The 25832-nt window shown below is 66.3% G+C and carries 23 protein-coding genes; 8 read left to right on the forward strand and 15 right to left on the reverse strand.

What is annotated here, in order from left to right:
* Nucleotides 1–19: 19 nt before the first annotated feature.
* The 3 genes from ppdK to HL653_RS18710 form a co-directional block, all read right to left on the reverse strand.
* A complete protein-coding gene (ppdK, locus tag HL653_RS18700) occupies nt 20–2710 on the reverse strand; it encodes a pyruvate, phosphate dikinase (protein WP_171745846.1) in 2691 nt (896 codons plus the stop codon).
* A gap of 188 nt (nt 2711–2898) precedes the next feature.
* Entirely contained in the window at nt 2899–5373 is a 2475-nt protein-coding gene (glyS, locus tag HL653_RS18705) for a glycine--tRNA ligase subunit beta (RefSeq protein ID WP_171745847.1), read from the reverse strand.
* 130 nt (nt 5374–5503) lie between these two features.
* Nucleotides 5504–6376, reverse strand: coding sequence for a glycine--tRNA ligase subunit alpha (locus HL653_RS18710; RefSeq protein ID WP_171745848.1), 873 nt, complete (start codon nt 6374–6376; stop codon nt 5504–5506).
* Nucleotides 6377–6498: 122 nt separating this feature from the next.
* Here HL653_RS18710 and HL653_RS18715 point away from each other — a divergent pair, with 122 nt between their 5' ends.
* From HL653_RS18715 to pth, 4 genes are all read left to right on the forward strand, one after another.
* Nucleotides 6499–7380 (forward strand): TraB/GumN family protein, encoded by an 882-nt coding sequence (locus HL653_RS18715; RefSeq protein ID WP_171745849.1) that lies wholly within the window; start codon nt 6499–6501, stop codon nt 7378–7380.
* A gap of 169 nt (nt 7381–7549) precedes the next feature.
* Nucleotides 7550–8170 carry an outer membrane protein gene (locus HL653_RS18720; protein ID WP_171745850.1) on the forward strand — a complete coding sequence of 207 codons (621 nt, stop codon included), beginning with the start codon at nt 7550–7552 and terminating at the stop codon, nt 8168–8170.
* 234 nt (nt 8171–8404) lie between these two features.
* Nucleotides 8405–9028, forward strand: a complete 624-nt coding sequence (locus HL653_RS18725; protein WP_171745851.1) for a 50S ribosomal protein L25/general stress protein Ctc — start codon at nt 8405–8407, stop codon at nt 9026–9028.
* Nucleotides 9029–9148: 120 nt separating this feature from the next.
* Entirely contained in the window at nt 9149–9718 is a 570-nt protein-coding gene (gene pth / locus HL653_RS18730) for an aminoacyl-tRNA hydrolase (RefSeq protein ID WP_171745852.1), read from the forward strand.
* A gap of 152 nt (nt 9719–9870) precedes the next feature.
* Here the strand turns inward: pth and HL653_RS18735 are convergent, their stop codons facing one another.
* The 5 genes from HL653_RS18735 to HL653_RS18755 all read right to left on the reverse strand — a co-directional run bounded on the left by HL653_RS18735 (nt 9871) and on the right by HL653_RS18755 (nt 13432).
* Nucleotides 9871–10272: a hypothetical protein gene (locus HL653_RS18735; RefSeq protein WP_171745853.1), complete on the reverse strand. Its 402-nt coding sequence runs from the start codon at nt 10270–10272 to the stop codon at nt 9871–9873.
* A gap of 137 nt (nt 10273–10409) precedes the next feature.
* Nucleotides 10410–10880, reverse strand: coding sequence for a GNAT family N-acetyltransferase (locus HL653_RS18740; protein WP_171745854.1), 471 nt, complete (start codon nt 10878–10880; stop codon nt 10410–10412).
* Between the two features lie 155 nt (nt 10881–11035).
* Nucleotides 11036–11374 (reverse strand): MliC family protein, encoded by a 339-nt coding sequence (locus HL653_RS18745; RefSeq protein WP_171745855.1) that lies wholly within the window; start codon nt 11372–11374, stop codon nt 11036–11038.
* Nucleotides 11375–11536: 162 nt separating this feature from the next.
* Nucleotides 11537–12325, reverse strand: coding sequence for a DUF72 domain-containing protein (locus tag HL653_RS18750; RefSeq protein WP_171745856.1), 789 nt, complete (start codon nt 12323–12325; stop codon nt 11537–11539).
* A 153-nt stretch (nt 12326–12478) separates the two neighbouring features.
* Nucleotides 12479–13432 carry a threonine/serine dehydratase gene (locus HL653_RS18755; RefSeq protein WP_171745857.1) on the reverse strand — a complete coding sequence of 318 codons (954 nt, stop codon included), beginning with the start codon at nt 13430–13432 and terminating at the stop codon, nt 12479–12481.
* Nucleotides 13433–13615: 183 nt separating this feature from the next.
* On the opposite strand from HL653_RS18755, the gene HL653_RS18760 reads away from it, so the two are divergent.
* From HL653_RS18760 to HL653_RS18770, 3 genes are all read left to right on the forward strand, one after another.
* Nucleotides 13616–14842: a type III PLP-dependent enzyme gene (locus HL653_RS18760; protein WP_253717072.1), complete on the forward strand. Its 1227-nt coding sequence runs from the start codon at nt 13616–13618 to the stop codon at nt 14840–14842.
* A 131-nt stretch (nt 14843–14973) separates the two neighbouring features.
* Entirely contained in the window at nt 14974–16023 is a 1050-nt protein-coding gene (locus HL653_RS18765; protein ID WP_171745859.1) for a deoxyhypusine synthase, read from the forward strand.
* Between the two features lie 401 nt (nt 16024–16424).
* Entirely contained in the window at nt 16425–17636 is a 1212-nt protein-coding gene (locus HL653_RS18770) for a phospholipase A (RefSeq protein ID WP_171745860.1), read from the forward strand.
* Nucleotides 17637–17868: 232 nt separating this feature from the next.
* On the opposite strand, the gene HL653_RS18775 is transcribed toward HL653_RS18770, so the two are convergent.
* From HL653_RS18775 to HL653_RS18785, 4 genes are all read right to left on the reverse strand, one after another.
* Nucleotides 17869–18183, reverse strand: a complete 315-nt coding sequence (locus HL653_RS18775; RefSeq protein WP_253718146.1) for a hypothetical protein — start codon at nt 18181–18183, stop codon at nt 17869–17871.
* Nucleotides 18068–19237: an N-acyl homoserine lactonase family protein gene (locus tag HL653_RS24350; RefSeq protein WP_253717074.1), complete on the reverse strand. Its 1170-nt coding sequence runs from the start codon at nt 19235–19237 to the stop codon at nt 18068–18070. Before HL653_RS24350 ends, HL653_RS18775 begins: the two co-directional genes overlap by 116 nt.
* A complete protein-coding gene (leuC, locus tag HL653_RS18780; RefSeq protein ID WP_171745862.1) occupies nt 19237–20682 on the reverse strand; it encodes a 3-isopropylmalate dehydratase large subunit in 1446 nt (481 codons plus the stop codon). Before leuC ends, HL653_RS24350 begins: the two co-directional genes overlap by 1 nt.
* Before the next feature lie 142 nt (nt 20683–20824).
* Nucleotides 20825–21790: an NAD(P)-dependent oxidoreductase gene (locus HL653_RS18785; RefSeq protein WP_171745863.1), complete on the reverse strand. Its 966-nt coding sequence runs from the start codon at nt 21788–21790 to the stop codon at nt 20825–20827.
* 282 nt (nt 21791–22072) lie between these two features.
* Between HL653_RS18785 and HL653_RS24355 the strand changes: the two genes are divergently transcribed.
* A complete protein-coding gene (locus tag HL653_RS24355) occupies nt 22073–22684 on the forward strand; it encodes a PEPxxWA-CTERM sorting domain-containing protein (protein WP_253717076.1) in 612 nt (203 codons plus the stop codon).
* 39 nt (nt 22685–22723) lie between these two features.
* Here the strand turns inward: HL653_RS24355 and HL653_RS18795 are convergent, their stop codons facing one another.
* From HL653_RS18795 to HL653_RS18805, 3 genes are all read right to left on the reverse strand, one after another.
* The gene (locus tag HL653_RS18795; protein ID WP_171745864.1) at nt 22724–23041 is read right to left on the reverse strand and encodes a hypothetical protein; all 318 of its coding nucleotides are present in this window, start codon (nt 23039–23041) and stop codon (nt 22724–22726) included.
* A 24-nt stretch (nt 23042–23065) separates the two neighbouring features.
* Nucleotides 23066–23593 (reverse strand): J domain-containing protein, encoded by a 528-nt coding sequence (locus tag HL653_RS18800; protein WP_171745865.1) that lies wholly within the window; start codon nt 23591–23593, stop codon nt 23066–23068.
* 213 nt (nt 23594–23806) lie between these two features.
* Nucleotides 23807–25828 (reverse strand): M13 family metallopeptidase, encoded by a 2022-nt coding sequence (locus tag HL653_RS18805; RefSeq protein WP_171745866.1) that lies wholly within the window; start codon nt 25826–25828, stop codon nt 23807–23809.
* Between the last annotated feature and the right edge of the window lie 4 nt (nt 25829–25832).

The raw sequence follows: 25832 nt of genomic DNA on the forward strand, positions 1-25832 counted from the left end.
ACGGGAAAACGCGACTGCTTTACTTCGCCAGCGCGGCCTGCGCCGCCGCCAGCCGCGCGATCGGCACGCGATAGGGCGAGGCGGAGACGTAATCGAGGCCGGTCTTTTCGCAGAAGGCGATCGAGGCGGGATCGCCGCCATGCTCGCCGCAGATGCCGAGCTTGATGCCTGCGCGGGTCGCGCGGCCACGCTCGGCCGCGATCTCGATCAGTTCGCCCACGCCCTCGACGTCGAGGCTGACGAACGGGTCTTTCGCGTAGATGCCCTTCTCGACATAGGCGCCCAGGAAGCGCGCCGCGTCGTCGCGCGACACGCCGAGAGCGGTCTGCGTCAGGTCGTTGGTGCCGAACGAGAAGAACTCGCCCACCTCGGCGATCTCGCCTGCGCGCAACGCCGCGCGCGGCAGCTCGATCATCGTGCCGACGAGGTAATCGAGCGTGGTGCCCGTCTCGGCGAACACGGCCGCCGCGGCCTTGTCGATCACGGCCTTCATCAGCTCCAGCTCGCGCCGGGTGGCGACGAGCGGGACCATCACTTCGGGGATCACCGCCTCGCCCGTCTTGTTGGCGACGGCGACCGCCGCCTCGAAGATGGCGCGCGCCTGCATCTCGTAAATCTCGGGATAGGTGACGCCGAGACGGCAGCCGCGATGGCCGAGCATCGGATTGAATTCGTGCAGCTCGGCCGCACGGCGCTTGAGCTTCTCGACATCGATGCCCGTCGCCGACGCCACTTCCTCGAACTCGGCTTCCTCATGCGGCAGGAATTCGTGGAGCGGCGGATCGAGCAGGCGGATCGTAACCGGGAGCCCCACCATGATCTCGAAAATCTCGGTGAAGTCCGCGCGCTGTTCGGGCAGCAATTTGTCGAGCGCGGCGCGACGCCCCGCTTCGTCCTCCGCCAGGATCATCTGGCGGACCGACGTGATGCGGCTGGCGTCGAAGAACATGTGCTCGGTGCGGCACAGGCCGATGCCCTCCGCTCCGAATTGACGAGCCGTGCGGCAGTCGAGCGGCGTTTCCGCATTGGTGCGGATCTTCAGGCGGCGGACCTGATCGGCCCACTCCATCAGCACGCCGAAATCGCCGGCCAGCTCCGGCTGCACGGTGGCGACCGCGCCGACCATCACCTCGCCGGTCGCGCCGTCGATTGTGACGATATCGCCTTCGCGCACTTCCCGCGCGCCGACGCGGAAGATCTTGTTCTTGGCGTCGATCGCCAGCGTGCCGACACCCGACACGCAGGGACGGCCCATGCCGCGCGCCACCACGGCGGCGTGGCTGGTCATGCCGCCGCGCGCCGTCAGGATGCCCTTCGCCGCGTGCATGCCGTGAATGTCTTCCGGCGAGGTTTCGACGCGGACGAGGATGACGTCGTCACCGGCGGCCTTGCGCTTCTCGGCGGTGTCGGCGTCGAACACGACCTGGCCGGAGGCCGCACCCGGCGACGCCGGCAGACCCTTGGCGATCACGTCGCGCGGCGCCTTGGGATCCAGCGTCGGGTGGAGCAGCTGATCGAGCGCGGCGGGATCGACGCGGAGGACCGCCTCCTGCTTCGTGATCAGGCCTTCATTGGCCATATCGACCGCGATCTTCAGCGCCGCCTTCGCGGTGCGCTTGCCCGAGCGTGTCTGGAGCATCCAGAGCTTGCCCTGCTGCACCGTGAACTCGATGTCCTGCATGTCGCGATAATGCGTTTCGAGCAGATCGAACACCCGCGCCAGCTCGGCGAAGGTTTCCGGCATCGCCTCTTCCATCGAGGCGGCCTTGGCCCCTGCCCGCTCGCGCGCGGCCAGCGTGAGATATTGCGGCGTGCGGATGCCGGCGACGACGTCCTCGCCCTGCGCATTGATCAGGAATTCGCCATAATAAGCGCGCTCGCCCGTGGCCGGATCACGCGTGAAGGCCACGCCCGTCGCGGACGTGTCGCCCATATTGCCGAACACCATCGCCTGCACGTTGACGGCGGTGCCCCAGTTGCCCGGAATGTCGTTCAGGCGGCGATAGACCTTGGCGCGCTCGGCCTGCCACGATCCGAACACGGCACCGACCGCACCCCACAGCTGATCGTGCACATCCTGCGGGAAGGGCTTGCCCCACTGTTCCTCGACGAGGCCCTTATAGGTCTTCACCAGCGCGCGCAGATCGTCGGCCGAAAGCTCGGTATCCAGCGTGAAGCCGCGATCCTCCTTCGCGATCTCCAGCGCTTCCTCGAACGCGCCATGATCCAGTTCGAGGACCACATCCGAATACATCTGGATGAAGCGGCGATAGCTGTCCCACGCGAAGCGCGCGTCGCCCGAAGTGGTGGCGAGGCCTTCCACCGTCTGGTCGTTCAGGCCGAGATTGAGGACCGTGTCCATCATCCCCGGCATCGAGATGCGCGCGCCCGAGCGGACCGAGACGAGCAAAGGATCGGCCTCGTCGCCGAAGCGCTTGCCGGTCACGCCTTCGATATGCGCGATGCCCTGCGCCACTTCGGCGGTGAGGCTTTCCGGAAAGGCGCCGCCCTCGTCATAATAACGGGTGCACATCGCGGTGGAGATGGTGAAGCCGGGAGGCACGGGCAGGCCGATCGAGGCCATGCCGTCGAGATTGGCGCCCTTGCCGCCGAGCAGGTTCTTGTCGCCGTTGCCGCCGTCGGAAACCCCGCCGCCGAAGCGATAGACGTACCGGACTGCCTCGTCGCTCATCGCCACCACGCTCGCCATCTGTATCTCCCTGTACGCGTCTCGCACCGCACACACCGCACATTTCGGCCTCGGCCGGGATTGTGCGGTGCAGCGAAGCTATCGTCTTAGCCCAACCCGATCAAGGCCGGCCGGTTCCCCGTACAGTCCACTATGTGGAAAGTCACGAAAGTCCTTCACCCCGCACATGCGCGCGGGAAACCGGACCATCAGCCCTCGATCCGCGAAAAATCCGCGACCGTGTGGCAGGCGCCCCGCATGCGCGCCAGCAGGCCGAGACGGGCCGCGCGCTTTTCGGGATCGGCATCGTTGACGATGACGGCCTCGAAAAAGGCGTCGATCGGCGCGCGCAACGTGGCGAGAGCGGACATGGCGGTTTCATATTCCTCGGCGACGACGGCGGACGCGGCATGCGCCTCCGCCGTGGCGAGCGCGGCCAGAAGATCGGCTTCCGCCTTTTCGGGCGTGTAGGAAAGCGCGGTGACACCCACCTCGTCATCCCGGCCCCCGAGCCGGGATCCCGCTTCTTCCTCACTGTCCGCAGACAAGCGGGACCCCGGCTCAAGGCCGGGGTGACGGGAGGTGTTGGCCTCCTCCCACCCTTCCTTGCGGAGAATGTTGGCGGCGCGCTTGTAGCCGGCGATCAGATTGCGGCCGTCGTCCGTCTCCACGAACGCCTGCAGCGCCTTCACGCGGGCGAGCAGCCGGACGAGATCATCCTCGCCGCCGAGCGCGAACACCGCGTCGATCAGATCGTGGCGAACGCCCGCTTCGCGCTGCTGGACCTTGAGGCGGTCGATGAGGAAAGAAAGAACGTCAGACGGGTCAAAATCCTCCAATCTTCCATAAAGGCCGGTAGCCATATCCAGCCGGTCCTGAACTTCGGTGTTCTCAGGAAGATCAACAGATACTGACACCGGCTGAGGGAGCACCCATTCACCAACAGTTTCTGTTTCCATCCCGCTCGCGACCGCTTCAACTTGCTCGCGGGCACGCTGCTGCGCCATTACTTGACGACCATGCGTCGACATTATGGTCCGGACCATAAAATCTACTTCATCAGTCCAGACCGCAAAAAGTTCGTTCAATGGCAGCTTAATGCCACTCGTGCCACTAAGCCCAATTATGCCGAGAGCACTTCGACGTAGCGCGAACGGATCTTTCGAACCCGTAGGGCGCTCTTGAATAAGGAAGAACGCTAGGATCGAGTCCAGCTTGTCCGCCAAACTCACCGCCACCGTCACCGGGGCTGTGGGGACGTCGTCGCCCTGGCCGACTGGTTTGTAATGGTCGCGGATCGCGTCGGCCACCGCATCGGGCAGCCCCTCGGCCCGCGCATAATAGCCGCCCATGATGCCCTGAAGCTCGGGGAATTCGCCGACCATGCCGGTGACGAGATCGGCCTTGCACAGGCGCGCGGCCTGTTCGGCCATGTCGGCGAGCGCAACCCTATCTCCGTTCGTGCTGAGCGACGTCGAAGCACGGGCTTCAGGGGCAGGCGTTTCGTTCGGAGCACGTCCTTCGACTTCGCTCAGGACGAACGGGGTTTGTGGGGCATTACCACCAACGATCCCCTCTTCCACCAGCCAGCGCGCCAGCTTGGCCACGCGCTCCACCTTGTCGGCGACGGTGCCGAGCTTTTCGTGGAACACGATCTGGCCGAGCTTCTTCGCCTGATCCTCCAGGCGAACCTTCAGATCCTGCTCCCAGAAGAAGCGGGCGTCCGAGAGGCGCGCGGCCAGCACCTTGCCGTTGCCGGCGACGATCTGCACGCCGCCATCCACCGCATCGATATTCGCGGTGCAGAGGAAGGCCGGGGCCAGATTGCCGCCCTCGTCATTCAGCACGAAATATTTCTGGTTGGTGCGCAGCGTGAGCTGGATCACTTCGCGCGGCACTTCGAGGAAGGCCGGATCGAAGAAGCCGAGCAAAGGCACCGGCCATTCGGTGAGCCCCGCATTCTCCGCGACCAGGCCCGGATCGGGGATCACGCTGAGGCCATTGGCGGCGGCGAGCGCGGCGGCGCCCTCCTCGATGATCGTCGCACGCTCGGCGGGATCGACGATCACGTGGCAGAGGCGCAGCTTGTCCGCATAATCGGCGGCGGACCCAATCGTGATTTCGCCCGGATGGTGGAAGCGGTGGCCGAGCGTGACGGCGCCGCTGGCGACGCCCTCGATTTCGAACGGCACGACAGTCTCGCCCAGCAGCGCGACGATGCCCTGCAGCGGGCGCACCCAGCGCAGGCTGGACGAGGAGGCCGAGGCCGTGCCCCAGCGCATCGACTTGGGCCAGGGGAAAGCACGGACGATCGCGGGGATCGCCTCCGCGATCACGTCCGCCGTTGCGCGGCCGGGCTTGTTCACGATCGCGAACCAGACGCCGTCACGCTCGGTCAGGTCCGCGCGCGTCAGCCCGGTCTTGCGGAGGAAGCCGTCCAGCGCCTGTTCGGGTGCCGAGGTGCGCGGGCCCTTCGTTTCTTCGGAGACGGCGGCGGTGAAGCTCGGCAGATCACGCGCGATCAAGGCGAGGCGGCGCGGCGTGGCGAAGGTCTCGATGCCGGTGGCGGGCAGGCCGGCCTTCTCCATCTCGGCCGCGAACAGGCGCGCGAGATCGGCGCGCGCCTTGTCCTGCATGCGCGCGGGGATTTCCTCCGATCGGAGTTCGAGCAGGAAATCGGTCATGCCTGTTCCTCCCCATCGCAGATGGCGAGGGGGACCGCACGAAGTGCGGTGGAGGGGAAATGCCGGACGGTGAGGCTTTGCCCCTCCACCATCCCCACGCTGCGCGCAGGGAGGAATTCAACAACCTTCATCACGCGTCCCACCCGTTATGCGCCATCCACGCCTCGCAGGCGCCCTTCGCCAGATCGCGCACGCGGCCGATATAGGCCTGGCGCTCGGCCACGGAGATCACGCCGCGCGCCTGCAGCGTGTTGAACACATGGCTCGCCTTGATCGCCTGATCGTAAGCGGGCAGCGGCAGACCGCGCTCGATCAGCGCCTTGGCCTCGTCCGCCGCCATCGTGAACTGCCTGAACAGCATGTCCGTGTTCGCCGCCTCGAAATTATAGGCGCTGAATTGCTTCTCGTTTTCCAGGAACACGTCGCCATAGGTGACGCCGTCATCGTTGAAGGCGAGATCATAGACGTTGTCGACGCCCTGGATGTACATCGCCAGACGCTCCAGCCCGTAGGTCAGCTCGCCCGCGACCGGCTTGCACTCGATGCCGCCGACCTGCTGGAAATAGGTGAACTGCGTCACCTCCATCCCGTCGCACCAGACCTCCCAGCCCAGCCCCCAGGCGCCGAGCGTGGGGCTCTCCCAGTCATCCTCCACGAAGCGGATGTCGTGCGTCTGCATGTCCACGCCGATCCGGCCGAGCGACCCGAGATACAGCTCCTGCAGGTTCGAGGGAGAAGGCTTCAGGATCACCTGATACTGATAATAATGACCAAGCCGGTTGGGATTCTCGCCATAGCGGCCATCGGTCGGACGGCGCGAGGGCTGCACATAGGCCGCCTTCCACGGCTTCGGGCCGAGCGCGCGCAGCGTGGTAGCCGGATGGAAGGTGCCGGCGCCCATCTCCATGTCATAGGGCTGCAGGATCACGCAGCCCTGCGCACTCCAATAATCGTGGAGCGTCAGGATCAGGCGCTGGAAGCTGAGGGGCTTGGGCGACGCCAAGATATGTCTCTCTCGTTCAGGTGCGGCGGACCGCAAGGCTTGCGCGTTTGGCGCGCGGCACGGATCGGGTCAACCGTGCGCCGCAGCTTGCGCCCTCGGGGCCGAGGGGGCAAGCGACGGGAATGCTGCGCTTCCGATCCGCCCTCCCCGCCTTTCTCGCCGCCGCCGCCACGGTGCTGGCCGCCCCGCCGGCCCTTGCCCGGCCGGCTTTGTGGAAGCTCGCGGATGCGGACACGACCATCTATCTGTTCGGCACGATCCATGTGCTGCCGTCGGGCCTCAAGTGGCGCGACAAGACCATCGACGCGGCGATGGGCAAGGCGCAGTCGCTGACGCTGGAGGCGGTACTGGATCAGGATCCCGCCGCGGTCGCCACCGTCCTGTCCACGCTCGGCAAGGGGCAAGGCCTGCCCCCGCTGGTCGAGCGCGTTCCGCCCGAAAAGCGCGCGATGCTGAAGGCGCTGATGGCGAAGACCAACCTGCCCGCCCCGTTCCTCGACGGACTCAAGAGCTGGGCGGCGGGCGTCGTGCTGACGAGCGTGGCGCTCGGCGACATCGGCCTCAAGCCCGGCGCGGACGGGGTGGAGCCGCAGGTGACCAAGCTGTTCCGTGCCGCCAACAAGCCGGTCGAGGGGCTGGAGACGGCGGCGAGCCAGCTCGCTTATTTCGATGCCCTGCCCGAAAGCGCCCAGCGCACCTTCCTCGCCGCCGTGCTGGAGGATCCGAAGGATGCCCGCGCCGAATTCGACCGGATGGTGAAGACGTGGATGGCGGGCGACGTGAAGGGCATCGAACAGAGCTTCGCCGAGGAACCCGATTTCACGCCGGAACTGCGCGGGTTGCTGATCCGCAAGCGGGACGAATTGTGGGCGGCGGCGCTGGCGGAGCGATTGAAGACGCCCGGAACCGTGTTCGTCGCGGTCGGCGCGGGCCATCTCGTCGGCCCCGATAGCGTGCAACAGATGCTGGCAAGTAAAGGCCTGAAGGTTATTCGCGTCCAATAGTGTGATGAACGCGCGTTTAATGACCGGTTCATCCTGCGTTTAGATTTGAACAAATCGGCGTGATGCCCAAATGCAACAGGTCGTCCTGCTTGCGTTCGATTGAGGAACGATCGCCACAGCATTGTCATTCCACCGCCGTCGTATCTTTTGACTTCGGTAAGGATTGCTCATGCGTAACACTCTTCTCGTCGCCTCGCTCGCCACCGCGCTGGGCGTCACCGCCGCCGCACAGGCGCAGGACGCCGCCACCTCCGACACCGTCAGCTCGAACGGCACCAGCTTTCGCGGCTTCCGCGCCGAGGTGCAGGCCGGCGGCGATCGCTTCCAGAGCCAGGGCACGCACGACAACAAGTTCGGCTGGGGCGGTGCGGCCGGCTTCGACGGCGTGATCGCGGACAAGTTCGTGGTCGGCCCGGAGGTCAGCTACTGGCAATCGCGCGGCGAGAACGTCACCAATCCGCTCGGCGGCACCTATGCCCAGAAGTCGTTCCGCGAGATCGGCGCGGGCATCCGCGCGGGCTATCTCGTGAAACCGCAGATCCTCGTCTATGGCATCGGCGGCTACGTGAACGACAAGCAGCGCGCGGCCTTCACCGGCCCGAACAACAGCGGCACGGCCGGCGCCTTCTACAATGTCGTCCATTCGGACGGGTATCAGCTGGGCGCGGGCGCCGAATATTCGCTGACCGACATGTTCTCGGTCGGCGCCGGCTATCGCTACTCCAACTATGCCGATCACACCTCGCGCCAGCGCGTCTTCTTGAGCGCCGGCATCCACTTCAAGCCGTAAGTCAAAGCCCCGCCCTCTCCCCGTTCGTCCTGAGCCTGTCGAAGGACGGGCTTCAGGCGACGGTGCCTGGGGCACGTCCTTCGACTTCGCTCAGGACGAACGGGGAAGAGAGTATATAGGCCATAGCCACGCCGTTGCGTTTCGCGCGCCATTCCGCTAAGCGCCCCGCCTCCTCGCCGGACATCCCTGGAGGCGGCGGGGCATTTTTAATTCTAGCGAACTGGAGACAGACCTATGAGCGATCAGCTCACCCTGTCGGCCGAGACGCGCGAACGGGCTGGCAAGGGAGCCTCCCGTGAGCATCGTCGTGAAGGCCGCGTCCCCGCCGTTGTATACGGCAACAAGCAGCAGCCGATCTCGATCCACATCGAGGAGAAGGCGCTCGTGAAGGCGCTTTCGACGGGCCACTTCATGAACACGGTCGTGATGATCGACGGTGTCGGCGAAGCGATCCGCACGCTGCCCAAGGACGTCCAGTTCCACCCGGTCACCGACCGTCCGCTCCATGTCGACTTCCTCCGCATCGGCGAGCACACCACCGTGCATGTCGATGTGCCGGTGGTGTTCGCCGACGAGGAACTGAGCCCCGGCCTCAAGCGCGGTGGCGTGCTGAACGTCGTCGTGCATGACCTCGGCCTGATCGTCGATGCCGCGCAGATCCCGAGCGAGATCAACGTCTCGCTGAAGGGTCTCGAGGTCGGCGAGAGCATCCATCTCTCCAACATCACGCTGCCGGCCGGCGCCAAGGCTGCCGACACCGACGACGTGACCATCGCGACGATCGTCGCCCCGTCCGCGCTGAAGTCGAGCGAAGGCGAGGACGAGGCCGCCGCCGAGGAGGGCGAGGCGGAAGCCTAAGCCTTTCGGTATTTCGTCACCCCAGCGTAGGCTGGGGTCTCAGGAGACGGCCACCGCGCCAGCCTCACGAGACCCCGGCCCGCGCTGGGGTGACGCGTTTCTGAAGCCGGAGGATCGGACGTGCAGCTCTGGGTCGGCCTCGGCAATCCCGGCGCGCAATATGCGCTTCATCGCCACAATATCGGCTTCATGGCGGTCGATACGATCGCCGAGATGCACGGCTTCGAGCCGTGGAAGAAACAGTTTCAGGGCTGGGCCTCGCTCGGCCGGATCGGCACGCAGCGCATCCTGCTGCTGAAACCCGCCACCTTCATGAACGACAGCGGCCGATCGGTGGCCGAGGCCGCGCGCTTCTACAAGCTGGAGCCCGCCGCGCTCACCGCGTTCCACGACGAACTGGATCTGGCGCCCTTCAAGGTGAAGGTGAAGACCGGCGGCGGTGCGGCCGGACATAATGGCCTCCGCTCGATCGACCAGCATCTGGGGCAGGACTATCGCCGCGTGCGGCTGGGCATCGGCCATCCGGGGCACAAGGATCGCGTGACCGGCCATGTGCTGGGCAATTTCGCCAAGGCCGAGATGGACGATCTGGCCGATCTGCTGGGCGCCGTGTCCGCCGAGGCGCCCTGGCTGGCGGCGGCCGACGACGTGCGCTTCATGAACGAGGTCGCGCTGCGCCTGCAGGGCTGAGGCGCTCTTGGAAAATGCGCGGAAGAGCGCATTTTACGTGCGGCACCAGCCCGCTCCCCCACCCGACCTCCCACAGAATATCCTAGTTGGGAGGTCGGGTGGGGGAGCGGGCTGGTGCCGCTACGCGCCGAATGGCGCGTTCTCAAACAGACTCAGGCCGTCAGCCAGGCGATCGCATTGGCTTCCGACAGGAACAGTTCGCGGTCGGCGACGATGGCGACCCGGCGCATCTGCGACTTGAGCAGGCTGGAGGCGAGGACGATCGCCACCTTGTCCCGCTGCTGATAGATCAGACCCGTCCAGTGGCGGATGCGCTCGGCCGTATCGGCCGGCTGGATCGTCGCTCCGCTGAGATTGACGAGGACGCGCGCCGAGCCGCACCGTTCGCGCAATTCCTCCACCTGTCGCTGCAGCGCGCCGAAATGCCCGTCGACGAAGGCCGGGCTCCACAATCCCTTGCCGACGACGCGCAGATAGGCGGCCCGCGCTTCGATCTCGAGAGACGGCACCTCCGCCGCCATGGATCCAACGCCGGCAGGCGGAACAGCGGTCATTCCCCACGCTTACCCCTGATCGATCGACGTCGTGCTAACGCCAATCGGGGCGGGCGATCAATGGGCCTTGAACAACCGTTATCGCTCTCAGTTCAGCGCACCGCGCGCAAACCGCAGAAACACGCGATTTTCGATAGTTAGATAAGATATCGCCCCAGGAACGAGGTTCCCGGCAGGGGATTGACCGTCACCGGATCCGCCGGCCCGAACCCCAGTGCGCGATAGAGAGCCCGGGCGCGTTCGAACTCGGCCAGCACGTCCAGCCGCATTTCGGCATAGCCTGCGTCCCGCGCCTCCGCGATCAGCCGTTCCACCAATCGCCTGCCAAGCCCGATCCCCCGTCCGGCGGGGCGGACATAGAGCCGCTTCATCTCGCAAATGGCGGGATCGACCTTCCGCAAAGCGACGCAGCCGAGGATCGCGCCCGCCTGCTCGGCCAGCAGGATCCGGCCGGCGGGCGGCGCATATTTGCCCGGCAACGCGGCGAATTCCGCCTCGTTGCCCTGAAAGTCGAGGCTGACGCTGGGGCTGGCGACGAACTCGCGCCAGATATCCAGCACGGCCTCGCGATCGTCCGGGAAGATGGCGAGGCGGATCGAGGGGCTCATGCCCCTTTGCTGCTTGGAGATTATGGCAGGAAGGCAGCGAAAATCGCGCCGACTTTAGCCCAATCGCGCTCCTGCGAACGCAGGAGCCCAGAGCTTCGAACCGTGCCCTTGCAGCCCGGGACTCCTGCGTTCGCAGGAGTCCCGGCCAACCGATCTTAGCGGACGCGGCAATCCACGCCCGGCGCGGAGGCCGTCGCCTCGCCCGCCGCGATCGGACTCAGCATCCCGTCGCTGCGGCCCTTGCCCCACCATTGCCAGCCGCCGCCCACATAGCGCTCCCCGCTCGCCGAGACGGCGCGGGCGAGCTGGACGGTGTCGTCGCCCAGCGTGATCACGGCGGCGTCCCCGCCCGAATACAGCACCTCGATCGTCCGCCCGTCCGCGCAGGCATAGAGCGAAGACTGGCCGGTGGAGGGCGAATAATGGGGTTTGGCCGCCAGCGGCTGCGCGGCGAGCGCGAGCAGCGCGAGTGGCGGAAATACGCGGAACATCATCGCCGGGAAGTGGGGCCTTGGGGGCGAGGTGCAACCCCTGCGAGCTTGCCATCATCCCGTCATCTCAGCGCAGGCTGGGATCTCTCAGGGGATCCGCACCCCCCGCCTCAAGCGCCCCCAGCCCGCGCCGGGATGGCGAAGGGCGTGGAGGCGACCGAAGGCCTAAAGCCGCTCGATCAAGGCCATCGCCGCAGCGGGGGCCCTCACTTTCGCGCCGTTGATCATGAAGACGAACGCATCCCGCTTCTCGGCCGGATGCGGGCCGCCGACATAATCCAGCCCTTCGGGCGAATGGCCGGCCGCCCAGCTTTTCGCCACCTTCGCCCACTGGTCCAGCTCGTCGGAGGAATAGCCGGTCGGCTCCTCCTCGCGCTGGCGCTGAAGACGGGCATAGGTGAAATCGGCGGTGATGTCGGCGATCTGCGGCCAGCTTTCGTCATCCGCGATCACGATCGCCGCATTGTGATCGCGCGCCAGCGTCACGAACGCCTCGTCGCGGAAGCTCTCGTGACGCGGCTCGATCGCGTGGCGCAGGCGGAGCCCGCCATGGCTTTCAGGCAGGAGATCGAGGAAGCGGGCGATATCCTCGCGGTCGAACTGTTTGGTGCCCGCAAACTGCCACAGGATCGGCCCGAGCTTGGGGCCCAGCTCCACCAATCCCTGGTCGAGGAAATTGGCGATCCCCTCGCCCGCCTCGGCCAGCACCTTGCGGTTCACCACATAGCGCGAGGCCTTCACGGAGAAGACGAAATCGTCGGGCGTGCGCCTGGCCCAGTCCGCCCAGGTGGCGGGCTTCTGGCGGGAATAGAAGGTGCCGTTAATCTCGATCGCGGTGACGTGCGCGCTCGCATATTCCAGCTCGCGCGCCTTGGGGTGGCCCTTCGGATAGAAGGTTTCGCGCCACGGCTCATAGGTCCAGCCGCCGATGCCGACGCGGATTTGGCCTGTCATCTCCATCCCATCCAACTCCGTTTGGTTCGAGCGCAGTCGAGAACTCTTCGGGCTTCGAGCGAAGCCGAGAAGCCGTGACACAATCGCCGCATCTCGACTTCGCTCGATGCTATGCGTTCTCGACAAGCTCGAACCAAACGGAAGAAGAAGGCGTTACACACGCTCCGTCAGCACCGCCGCGAACTGCGCCGGATCGACATTGCTGCCCGAGCAGACCACCACCGTCTCCGCATCGTCGTCCGGCAGTTTGCCCGCCAGCAGCGCCGCCAGCGCGACCGCCCCGCCCGGCTCCACCACCAGCCCCAGATCGTAGGCGAAGCGCATCGCAGCGCGATGCTCGGCCTCGCTCACGGCCACGCCGGTGGCGCCCGCCGCCTTCAGCGCGCCGAACGTCATGTCCGCCACGCGCTTCGTCTGGAGCGCGTCGCAGGCGGTGAAGGGCGCGTCGGCCGGGACCTCGACGATCGCACCACCGGCAAGGCTGCGGCCCATATCGTCCCACCCCTCCGGCTCGGCGATCACGATCGCGCTCTCGGGCAGCGCCAGCGCGATTCCGGCAGAAAGCCCGCCGCCGCCGCACGGCACCACCACCCGGCCCGGCACGCGGCCGAGCTGGCGCAGGATGTCGAGCCCGGTCGTGCCCTGCCCTTCCACCACGTCGACATCGTCGAACGAGGGCACCAGCACGGCGCCGCGCTCGGCCGCGATCCGCGCCGCGATCTGTTCGCGGCTCTCGGTATGGCGATCATAGGGGATTACCTCGGCGCCCAGCGCACGCGTGCCCGCCACCTTCACGGCGGGGGCATCGGCCGGCATCACGATCGCGGCCGGCATGCCGAGCAGTTTCGCCGCGCGCGCCACGCCCTGCGCGTGATTCCCGGACGAGAAGGCGACTACCCCTGCCGGCCGATTCTCCGGGGCGATCTGCGCCAGACGGTTATAGGCGCCGCGATATTTGAACGCCCCGCCGCGCTGAAGCGACTCGGCCTTTAACCAATGGAGCCGCCCGCGATGCTCGAACGGCAGCAAAGGCGTTTCCGCAACGATCCCGGAAAGCCGTGCCGCCGCCGCAACAACTCCTTCATAAGACGGTACTTTTTCGCTCATTCACCCCACCTCGGCCACGATCCGTCCCAACGCTTTAGACGCGCTGAAACCATCTTCAAATTGGAACTTTACAGGGGGGTCACGCGACCATATATGCCGCGCCTCGCTGCCCCATGGGGACTTCCAACCGCAAGGCAGCTTTCCGTCAACGACTTGCCGTCAGGCATCTGGAGGTCCCTTGAATTGCACAAGCATCCTCGCGCGCTGGGGCTAGCTGCCCACCCGTCCGACAACGTCACCGTTGCCGACATCGCCGATCGACGCCCGGTTCAGCCGGTCACGCTCGTTCGTCCTCACGCCGCCCGTCGGGCCGCCCGCTTCTTCGTGGAGAAGTTCAAGGGCCGCTCGATGTATGCGGTGAAGGCCAATCCCTCGCCGGATCTGATCAGGATCCTGTGGGAGAGCGGAATCACGCATTTCGACGTCGCGTCGATCGCCGAGGTTCGCCTCGTCGCCTCGGTCGCGCCGGATGCGACGCTGTGCTTCATGCACCCGGTCAAGGCCGAGGAAGCGATCCGCGAGGCCTATGAGGTCCACGGCGTCCGCACCTTCAGCCTCGATACGATCGACGAGCTCGAGAAGATCATGCGCGCCACCGGCGACGCGACCGATCTCACGCTCTGCGTGCGGCTGCGCGTGTCGTCCGAGCATGCGAAGCTCAGCCTCGCCTCGAAGTTCGGCGCCGCGCCGGAAGAGACCAAGGCCCTGCTGTTCGCCGCCCGCCAGGCGGCCGACGCGCTCGGCATCTGCTTCCATGTCGGCAGCCAGACGATGAGCCCGCAGGCCTATGTGCAGGCGCTGGGCCGCGTGAAGCAGGCGATCGTCGAGGCGGCCGTCACGGTCGACGTGATCGACGTGGGTGGCGGTTTCCCGTCCATCTATCCGGGCATGACGCCGGCGCCGCTGGAAGCCTATTTCGACGCGATCCACGAAACGTTCGAGCAGCTGCCCGTCAGCTATTCGGCGGAGCTGTGGGCCGAGCCGGGCCGCGCGCTGTGCGCCGAATATGCGAGCCTGCTGGTGCGCGTCGAGCGTCGCCGCGGCGAACAGCTCTACATCAACGACGGCGCTTACGGCGCCCTGTTCGATGCGGCGCATGTCGGCTGGCGCTTCCCGGTCACGCTCGTCCGCCAGCCGGAGAGCGAGGCCAAGGATCTGCCGTTCAGCTTCTACGGGCCGACCTGCGACGATATCGATCACATGGCGGGCCCGTTCCTGCTGCCGGCCGACACCCAGCCGGGCGATTATATCGAGATCGGCATGCTCGGCGCCTATGGCTGCGCGATGCGCACCGGCTTCAACGGCTTCACCGCCGGCGAGACGGTCGTGATGACCGACGAGCCGATGGCGAGCGTCTATGCCGACATCGAGGTGGAGCCGAAGCGCTTCTCGAACGTCGTCACTCTGTAACGTAAGACCTACACTGTTCCGGCCTCCGCTTCGGCGGAGGCCGCTGGACGCCGGATGCTTCGAGCATCGCGGCGCCGTTCGGGTTTCCACGTCCCCAGAATGACGGCGGATCACCGGGAATGAGGGTATCCATGACCGACAAGATCAACGACACGCGCAAGGCCGAACTGCTCTCCACCGTGGTGGAGCATGTCGACATCACCAGCTTCGACGCGCGCCCGATCATCGATGCGATGGGCAAGATGAGCTTCACGAGCCGCGATCTCGCCCGCGCCACCGGCATCTACAACGACATGCTGGCGGATCCGGACTGCACGATCTTCCTCGTGATCGCGGGCTCCACCTCGGCCGGCGGCTGCATGGACGCTTATGCCGAGCTGGTGAAGAACGGCATGGTCGACGGCATCGTCGCCACCGGCGCCACGATCGTGGACATGGATTTCTTCGAGGGCCTTGGCCACAAGCATTATCAGGCCAAGGAAATCCCCGACGACGATACGCTGCGCTCGCTGCTGATCGACCGGATCTACGATACCTATATCGACGAGGAAGACCTCCAGAACGTCGACCACACGATCTTCGAGATCGCCGAGACGCTGGAGCCCAAGGCCTATTCGTCGCGTGCCTTCATCCGCGAGATGGGCAAGTACCTCGTCGAGCATGGCAAGAAGGACAACAGCCTCGTCAAGCTCGCCTACGAGCATGACGTGCCGATCTTCTGCCCGGCCTTCACGGACAGCTCGGCCGGCTTCGGCCTCGTCAAGCATCAGGTCGATAGCATGAAGGCGGGCAAGCCCTACCTCACGATCGACAGCATCGCGGACTTCCGCGAACTGACCGACATCAAGATCAAGGGCGGCACCTCCGGCCTGCTGATGATCGGCGGCGGCGTGCCCAAGAACTTCATCCAGGACACGGTCGTCTGCGCCGAGATCCTCGGTCATGACGATGTCGAGGTGCACAAATATGCGGTGCAGATCACCGTCGCCGACGTCCGCGACGGCGCCTGTTCCTCCTCGACGCTGCAGGAAGCGGCGAGCTGGGGCAAGGTGAACACGGGCATCGAGCAGATGGTGTTCGCCGAAGCCGGTTCGGTGATCCCGCTGCTGGCGTCCGACGCCTATCATCGCGGCCACTGGAAGAACCGTCCGAAGCGCGCCTGGGCGAAGCTGTTCGCCTGAGTTGGGCTGACTCGAACCGATGAGGGGCGGCTGGTCTTAGGACCGGCCGCCCTTTTTCGTTCTGCCTTGCCTACCGTGCCCCAGCGAAGGCCGGAGGAGTACGCTCCCGACATGCTCTCCTCCCTGAAAGGGAGGGGTTGGGGGTGGGGCGCTGCCGGAAGGACGGTTCGCCTGAAACGAAGCCAAAGCCCAAATTCCGTTCGTGCTGAGCCTGTCGAAGCACCGTCCTTCTTCTTGAACAACCGGAGAAGGTCGAACGGCACTTCGACAAGCTCAGTGCAAACGAAGGCGGAAAGTCAAATTTCACAGCAACTCCCTCCAAGGAGGGGAGAAGAAAGGCTGGCCCGCTCGAGCCGGCCTGTTCCAAGGGAACAACCCACCCCGGCGCGCGTCCCTTGCGGATGCGGAACATTCTCCCTTTTCTCGGCCTCGCCATCGCGTTCCCCGCCTGCGCGGCGGAGCCGGTCCGGCTGATCGTCTCCGGCACGCATGTCGAGCCGTCCTCCGGCCGCGTGACGGTGGACCTCGTCGCGATCAACGCCTCGGGCGCGACCGCCGACTTCACGTCGCCGGGCACGATCACCGCCAGCCTGAAAAGCGCGAACGGGCGCAGCGACACGATCACCCTGCACCCCGCGGCACCGGCCGATCACAAACCCATCGCCGCTTCGGGCTTCATTCCGCTGCGCTACGAAGGCACCCTTCCCGTCGGGACCGGGCCGGGCATGCTCTCGCTATCGGTGCCCGACGCGCCGATCATCGCGCTCGACATTCCGGCCGGAGCCTCGGCCGCCGAGCCCGTGCAGGTCGCAACCGCGACGACCGAAACGCCCTCGCCCCCCGCCGCGGCGACCCAGCCCGTCACCACGCCCCCCGCCGCGCCCCCCTCGGCCGGATCGCCGCGCGACAATCCACTGCTGCCCAATCTCTCGGTCTACGAACCGATCTATTTCGTCTACGGGCCAGGCACGAACACCGCCGCGCGCATCCAGCTCAGCCTGAAATATCGCCTGTTCGGCCAGCGCGGAAACTGGATGGACGGGATCAACTTCGCCTACACCCAGCGCATGTTCTGGGACATCGGGGGCGTCAGTTCGCCGTTCCGCGACGTCAACTACATGCCCGAGCTCTTCTATCTCGTGCCGCCCAAGCCGGTGGGATCGAACGGGCTTTCGATCGGCGGACGCTTCGGCGCGCGGCATGAGTCCAACGGGCGCGACGGCCTAGCCTCCCGCACGCTCAACACGGTCTACGTCCAGCCCGAGGCGAGCCTGCCGATCGGCCGCTACACGCTCACGCTGGGGCCGCGCGTCTGGGCCTATGTCGGCGGACAGGCGGGCAATGAGGATATCGAGCGCTATCGCGGCCATACCGGCCTCTATGCCGCGTTCGGCGAGGATGACGGGCTGCGCCTGAGCCTGACGAGCCGCTTCGCCTTCGGCAGCGGCAAGGGCGCGGTGGATGGCACGCTCTCCTATCCACTCACGAAGATGTGGTCGTCCGGTCCGCAGCTTTACATGATCGCGCAGGGCTTTGCCGGCTATGGCGAGAGCCTGCTCGACTATAATCGTAAGCAGACGCGGCTGCGGATCGGCTTCGGCATTACGCGCTGACCCGTTTTTTCATCCTCCCCCGCTAGGGGGAGGTGTCAGGCTTCAGCCTGACGGAGGGGGAGGAAGCCCGGCCGGCCGCCGACATCTCCCCTCCGTCGCCTTCCGCGCCACAGTGTCGGGTCGCCCATGCCTCCGGCATGGGCTTGGATCACCGGGGGCAATCCAAGCCGACACTCCCCGGCGGGGGAGGACAGATGATGCATCAGCCTCGTTTCTCAGGGGCGCCGATAATTCAGCGGTGCCCGCGCCCCCGGCCCGGCCCGCCACGCGGCGGGCCGTCATGGTGGAAGCCGTGGACGGCATTGAAGCCCGGCCGCTCGTCGTGGCGGAAATGGCCCGCCCGATCGGGACGAAAGCGGCCGCGCGTGTCGCGATAATAATAGACCCCGCGCGGCCCCCAATAGCCGTTGCCGTAGGGGCCGTAGAAGCCGTCATAATAGGCATCGTAAATGGGCGGCCCGCCGGCATAGCCAGGTCCGGGGCCATAAGCGTCGTAGCAGGCGCCGAGCGTGAGCGGCAGCGCGAGGGCCAGACCCAGCCTGGCGATCGTGGCTTTGCGGCAAAGCTTCGTCATTTTCTCTTTCTCCGATCGTCCACCGCCTGCCATGCGAACGCCGCGCGCCCACGGCTTGTTGCACGGTTCGTCGCGGAAGCGGGCGCGGATGGCGGAGCGGCCGCCGCATACCTTCCCTTCCCGTGCTCCTGCGAAAGCAGGAGCCTAGGGCTGCAAGCGCTGCGCCCGAAGCTCTGGGCTCCTGCTTTCGCAGGAGCACGAACCAACTCCAGTCAGCCGCAGCGGGGAAAGCCGGCAACAGGGCGATATCGTCAGGCTCATGGCCCAGCACGATCTTGGCGTGGAGATTGGCCGCGACCTGCTCGATCCGGTCGATCGAGGCCAGGGTCTCCGCGCGGCTGGTGTTGATCCTGGGCACGCCCCGGATCGGACGCTGGCCCGCGAAATGCCAGAGATCTCCGCTCAGCAGCACCGGGCCCGAGCGCAGCCGCACGAGCAGGCTGTGATGCCCCGGCGTATGGCCGGGCGTGGCGAGCATCAGCACGCTGCCATCGCCAAACAAATCGCGATCGCCCTCGACCGAATCGAACTTCGTCGTGGCCGGAAATTGCAGCCGATCGAGGTTGAACGCGCTCCTGTCGCCCCGCACCACCGCGATATCCGGCGCCCCCAGCAGCACGCGCGCATTGGGGAAGCTCGCGAGCTGCCCCGCATGATCGGCATGATAATGGCTCAGCGCGACGATCTTCACGCTGTCCGGCGCGATGCCCAGCTGGCGGATCTGGTCCGGCAGCGTCCGCTCCAGTCTCGCCAGCCCGCCTCCGACGCTCTTCTGCCCCGCGCCCAACCGGCTGAGCGGCAGGCCCGTGTCCCACAGCACATAGTCGTCACCGTGGCGGATCAGATAGCAGCTGACCGTGACCGTCTTCGACTGGCCCGAAAACGCGAAACTGTCCGACAGGAAATCGAGATCGGGGATCGTCACCGTCCCGCATCCCAGCCGCCACATCTTCAGCGGCGGCGCATCCTTCGGCACGACAGCGCGGGCCGGCGCGATCGCCAGCCCGAGCGCCGCGGCCAGAAGCATCAGTCGGCGGATGTCACCAGCTCGCGCACGTCGGTGAGGCGACCCGTCACCGCCGCTGCCGCCGCCATGGCGGGCGACAGCAGATGCGTGCGCGATCCCGGACCCTGCCGGCCGACGAAATTGCGGTTGGAGGTGGAGGCGCAGCGCTCGCCCGCCGGTACCTTGTCCGGGTTCATCGCGAGGCACATCGAGCAGCCCGGCTCGCGCCACTGGAAGCCCGCCTCGATGAAGATGCGGTCCAGCCCCTCCGCCTCGGCCTGACGCTTGACCAGGCCCGAGCCCGGCACGACCAGAGCCTGCCGGATATTGTCCGCCACCTTGCGGCCCTTCGCGACGGCGGCGGCGGCGCGCAGATCCTCGATGCGGCTGTTGGTGCAACTGCCGATGAAGATATTCTCCACCGACACGTCCTGCATCCGCGTGCCGGGGGCGAGGCCCATATAGGCCAGGCTCTTGCGCGCGGCCTCCTGCTTGGAGGGATCGGCGAAGCTCTCCGGATCGGGGATGATGCCCGTGATCGGCACCACATCCTCCGGGCTGGTGCCCCAGGTAAGATTCGGCGCGATGTCGTTCGCGTCCAGCAGCACGACCGTGTCATAGCGGGCCTGCGGGTCGGTCGGCAGCGTGCGCCACCATTCGAGCGCACGCTCCCATTGCTCGCCCGATGGCGCCATCGGGCGGCCCTTCAGGTAGGCGAAGGTGATCTCGTCGGGCGCGATCAGGCCCGAACGCGCGCCATGCTCGATCGCCATGTTCGAGACCGTCAACCGCCCCTCGACCGACATCTCGCGGATCACGTTGCCCGTATATTCGACGACATAGCCGGTGCCCCCGGCGGCCCCCAATTTGCCCACGATGGCGAGGATCACGTCCTTCGGGCTCACGCCGAAGCCCAGCGTGCCGTCGACGCGGATCTCCATCGACTTGGACTGCTTCAGCTGCAGCGTCTGCGTGGCCAGCACATGCTCCACCTCGGACGTGCCGATGCCGAAGGCCAGCGCGCCGAGGCCGCCATGCGCGGCGGTGTGGCTGTCGCCGCAGACCAAGGTCGTGCCCGGCAGCGAGAAGCCCTGCTCCGGCCCCACGACATGGACGATGCCCTGCTCGGCCTTCAGCGCATCGATATAGGGCACGCCAAATTCGGCCACGTTGGCGCGGAGCGTGGCGAGCTGCTGCGCGCTTTCCGGATCCGCGATCGGCAGCGGGCGGCCCGCCGCATCGACGCGCGCGGTGGTCGGCAGATTATGATCCGGCACGGCGAGCGTGAGATCCGTACGGCGCACCTTGCGCCCCGCCGCGCGCAGCCCCTCGAACGCCTGCGGGCTGGTCACCTCATGGACGAGGTGGCGATCGATATAGAGCAGGCAGGTGCCGTCATCGCGGCGCGAGACGACATGCGCGTCCCAGATCTTTTCATACAGCGTGCGGGGGGCGGACGTAGACATGGCGCGCACATAAGCGCGGCCTGCGTGGATGGCCAGATGGCGTTGCTTTCTTCTCCCCTTCTTCGTCATTCCCGCGAACGCGGGAACCCAGTTTGCCGACTCTCCGCTGGGTTCCCGCGTTCGCGGGAATGACGGATAAACGCTAATTCGTCGCCTTGGTCTGCTCCTTGGGCGATACATAATCGGCATCATGCGCGACGGGAGACGCGCCGCCCGAGCGGAGCGCAGCCAGCACGCTCCCGAAATCCGTGGCGCAGCGAAAGCCCAGTTCGCGCTCGGCCAGCCCCGCATCATAGACGCGGTCGATCGAGGCGGGCAGCGACCAGCCCATCCGCGCATAAAGATCGGCCGCGTCGGGATAGAGCCGCGCGATCACGGCGGGCGCATCGCGCTTCAGCTCGGCCACGTCGGCACGCGCGAACGGCGTGGGCGCGGAAAGGATGTAGGTGCCGAACCCGATGGCGGGCGCCCGATCCAGCGCCGCGACGTGCGCGGCGGCCGCATCCTCCACGGTCAGGCGGCGGTGGAGCAATTCGTTCGCCTTCATATTCTCGCCGGAGAGCGCGCGATGCGTGTCATCCTCTTCGGGAAAGAAACGTCCGGTGCGAAGGACCAGAACAGGCAGGCCGTGATCGTCATGGAACAGCCGACAAAGTTGCTCCGCCGCGAGCTTGGTGACGCCGTAGATGTTGCGAGGGCGAAAGGAATCCCTCCCCTCGTCCAGCCACACTGCCGCATCCCCTTTGGCCTCGCGAATATCGGTGGAGATCATCAGCGAGGTGGTGGAGGTGAAGACGAACCGGCTCGCCCCTGTGCGGACCGCCGCCTCCAGCAGAGCGAGCGTGCCGGTGATGTTCACATCCACGAACGCCTGCGTGGGATAGCGGGCGATATCGGGCTTATGCAGCGCGCCCGCATGCAGCACGGCATCGAAAAGATGTTCTTCGAACAGCCGATCGATCAAAGCGCGATCCGCGACCGATCCGATCGCCTGCGTATACGCGCCAGGCGCGATATCGAGGCCGATCACTGTGTCGCCCCGATTCACAAGGACGGGCGCCAGAGTGCGGCCGAGCCAGCCAGAGGAGCCGGTGAGCAGGATCTTCATTCCTGCGGTCTAGCCGTCCCACGCACGGTCCGTCACCCCCTCGCCACGGCACCGAACAGCATGCAGCTGGCCCGATCCCGCGAGCCGAACGATCCGCCAGCCAGCGGGCCTGCGCGATGCGCCGCAGACCGATATTAGGGAATATACGGCAGCCGAAATCACTGAGTTGCAAGCAAAGTTTTTATTTTTTAAGCGCCGCGACACGGCACAAAGCTGGTTAACGGCTCGTTTACCCTACACCGCCTGGGATATCGGTTCCGGCCGGGAAAAGGGACGCCCCTCATGCATCTTCGTAACCGTATCGTACCCGCTTGCCTGCTGGCGGCGGCCGCCGTCCTGCCCGCTTATGGTGCCGCAGCGAATGCCGCTCCCATGATCGTCACCCTCAACAGCAGCTTCGCCGCCGCGCCCGTGTCGATCAACTTCGACGGCAGCACCTTCACGTTCAGTTCTACCAGCGACATTTTCATGCCGACCGCGGTGCAGACGTCGGGCGGCGGCGCTGTGCGGTCGTTCGGAGGATTCTTCATCTTCCCGCTCCAGCCCTCTACGGATTTTCCGGATCGCGGTTCGGGCATCCTGACCTACGGTCCGGGCACGCAATTCTCGTCGTTCACGACGCCGACGACGATCCCTTATTCGAACGGCGACAATTATCTGGGCCTGCGCGCCTCGCTGAATGGCCTCGATTATTACGGCTATGCCTATACCCAGGATACGACGCTGAAGAGCTTCGGTTTCGAGACAACGGCGAACACGGCGTTCACGCTGAACACCAGCACAGCCCCTGCGGCCGTGCCCGAGCCCGCGACCTGGGCGATGATGCTGGTCGGCTTCGGCGCGATGGGCGGAGCGCTTCGCCGCAAGCGCGTGTCGGCAGTCCGGTTCGTCTGAACGGGCGCAGGAGACCGCCGCCCGATCGGGTGGCGGTCTCTAGTCGGCCAGGATCGACGTCCCCAATCCCAACAATGCCTCCACCTCCTCGACGGGCGTGCCGCCGGGGACGATCAGCCATTCGTCGGGATGGGCGCCGTCGATCACCGTGACGGCGCGCTTCGGGCAGAGTTTCAGGCATTTGCTGGGGATCACGCCCGCGCCCGCCTTGCGACCCTTGCCGCCGCCCGCGCGCCTGGCGAGCAGTTTGGACAGGCGATCCTTGCCCTTCTTGCCGAAGCCGCCGCCCAGCTTCTTCTCGCATTTGGTGCAGACGATCACCGCCGCCGCCCATTTGCTGGGGACCGTGCTTCTCACGCGCCCGCTCTCATGACCGAGCCGTCACGCCGCGCGGCGTTCCTCGGCCACGCGCAGCACTTCGTAGGCGGCCTGAATCGTGCGGAAGCGGTCGGCCGCCTCGGCATCGCCCGGATGCGTATCGGGGTGGTTGGCCTTGGCGAGGCGGCGCCAGGCGATCTTCACCTGATCGAACTCGACATCGGGATCGAGCCCCAGCGTATCCAGCGCGCGCATCTCGTCGCGCGATCGGCTGCCGTCGCCCGGCCCGGCCCAGCCATAATGGCGGGATTGCTCATAGGCGCTGCCGGTGGCGCGCTCGCCCGCCTCGCGCGCGGCGGCCTCCTCTGCGGAGAGGCCTTCGAAGTAATTCCAGCCGCGATTATATTCGCCGGCATGCTCGGTGCAGAAGTACCAGCGCTCCGGGCTGTTGGGTGATTTGGGCGCGGGGCAGTCGCCCGGCAGATCGCAGCCGTCGCGATCGCAGATGCGGACCTTGGTGGCGCCGCGCTCGCTGCCATAGCTGCGCCAGCGCGGGAAACCCCAGTCGTTCGATCTGCTGTGCCGGCTCATTCCGCCGCAGATAGCGTGCCCGTCCCCGATCCGCCACCACGGCGAGACGCCCCGGCCGTCGCGCGGGCAAAAAAAAGGCCGGTCAGAGGACCGGCCCATCGAAGTTGGGAGAGGATGCCTGAAAGGCGTATTCTTTGTGCATCTGCGAACGCGTTAGCGCAACCACTATTTTGCGTCGCAAAATGCAAAGATCGCATTTACAGTTATGAAACATTACCAAACATGCACGCGCAGCTCCGGCGGGAGATACAATTTGTCGCCCGGCTTCACGTCGAACGCGCTGTACCAGGGATCGAAATTCCGCACGATCCCGTCGATCCGAAACGATTCCGGGCTATGCGGATCGGTCAGCACCTGCTGACGCAGGAATCCGTCACGCGCCTTGCCCTGAAAGATTTGTGCGTAAGCGAGGAAGAAGCGCTGATCGCCGGTCAGTCCGCCGATCGCCTGCGATGCGCCGTGGCGCGCCTGATAGCGTTGATAGGCGGTATATCCGGCCTGGATTCCCCCCAGATCGCCCAGATTTTCGCCCAAAGTGAGTCGGCCGTTCACGTGCAGACCCGGCAGCGGCTCGTAAGTGTCATATTGCGCCGCGAGTCGATCGGCACGGCCCGTATAGGACGCGGCCGATTCCTTGGTCCACCAGTCGCGGACGCGGCCGGTCGCGTCATATTGGCGGCCCTGATCGTCAAAGCCGTGGCCCATTTCGTGCCCGATCACGGCGGCGATCGCCCCGTAATTCACCGCCGGATCCGCCGCCGGATCGAAGAAAGGCGGCTGCAGGATCGCGGCCGGGAACGTGATCTGGTTCATCGGCGGCGAATAATAGGCATTCACCGTCTGCGGCGTCATCGCCCAGAGCGTGCGGTCGACCGGCTTGGGAAAGCGCTTCAGCTGCAGCGCCCATTCGAACCGATCGGCGCGGATCGCATTGCCGAGCAGATCGCCCCGCACGATCTTCAGATCCGCATAATCGACATAATGGACCGGGTGGCCGATGCGCGGATCGAACGAGGCCAGCTTGGTCAGCGCCTCCTTGCGCGTCGCCTCGTCCATCCACGACGCCTTGGCGATCAGCTCGCCATAGGCCCCGCGCAGATCGCCGATCAGCTCCGCCATCTGGCGCTCGGCCTCGGGCGGGAAATGCTTGGCGACGTACATCTGGCCGACCTCCTCGCCCAGCGCGCCGTTGACGAGCGCCACGCCGCGCTTCCAGCGGTCACGCTGGCGCGGCTGATCGGCCAATGCCTTGCCGAAGAAGGCGAAGTTCGCCTCGTCGAACGCCTTGGGCAGATATTGCGCGTGATCACTCACGAAGCGCAGCGCGAGATAGTCCTTCCACTGCGCCAGCGGCACGTCGTCGAGCAGCTTGGCGTTGGCCGCGATCGCGCTCTTCTCGCCCACGATCAGCTTGGGCGGCGTGCCGAGGCCCTGCGCCCGGAACCAGACCGGCCAGTCGATCTGCGGCGCGAGCGCGGTCAGTTCCGCCACCGTCATCCGGTTGGTCGTCTTCGTCACGTCGCGGCGCTGGGCGGCGGGCCACTGATCGGTGGCGATGCGCGTTTCCAGCGCGATCATGCGATCGGCGCGCCCGGCCGGATCGGAGAGACCGGCCAGCGTCGCGATCTGCGTCAGATAGGCGCGATAGGCGGCGCGGATCGCATCATATTTCGCGCCCTTCTCCAGATAATAATCGCGGCTCGGCAGCCCGAGTTCGCCCTGCCGCACCGTCACGACATAATGGGTCGGATCGTCGACATCGGGGCGGATGCCCACGCCCGCCGCCGGAGAGGCATAATCCGGCGAGGCGAACAGCCGGACCAGCCCCCCACGATCCTTCACCGCCGCCACCTCGGCCAGATAGGGCGCGAGCGGCTTCGTGCCCGCCGCCTCGATCGCGGCCTCGTCCATCCAGCTCGCATAGAGATCGGCCACCTTGCGCTGGGCCGGCGCGGCATCGGCCGGGATCGCCTCCACGATCGCGCGCACATCCGCCTCGGATTTGTCGCGCAGCGTGATGAAGGCGCCCGCGCGGGTGCGATCGGACGCGATCTCGGTGCGGGCCAGCCAGGTGCCGTTCGCATATCGGTTGAAGTCGTCACCCGGCTTCACATTCGTGTCGCGCGCCGTGAGATCGACGCCCCAGGCGCCCAGCTGCGGCTTGGCGACGGGGGCGGCGGCCATCACGGCCAGCGCCGCGCCGCACAGGGCCAGGATCCGGTATTCCTTACGCATTCAA

The sequence above is a fragment of the Sphingomonas sp. AP4-R1 genome, assembly GCF_013113735.1.
In the GTDB taxonomy this organism is placed as follows: Bacteria; Pseudomonadota; Alphaproteobacteria; order Sphingomonadales; family Sphingomonadaceae; genus Sphingomonas_I.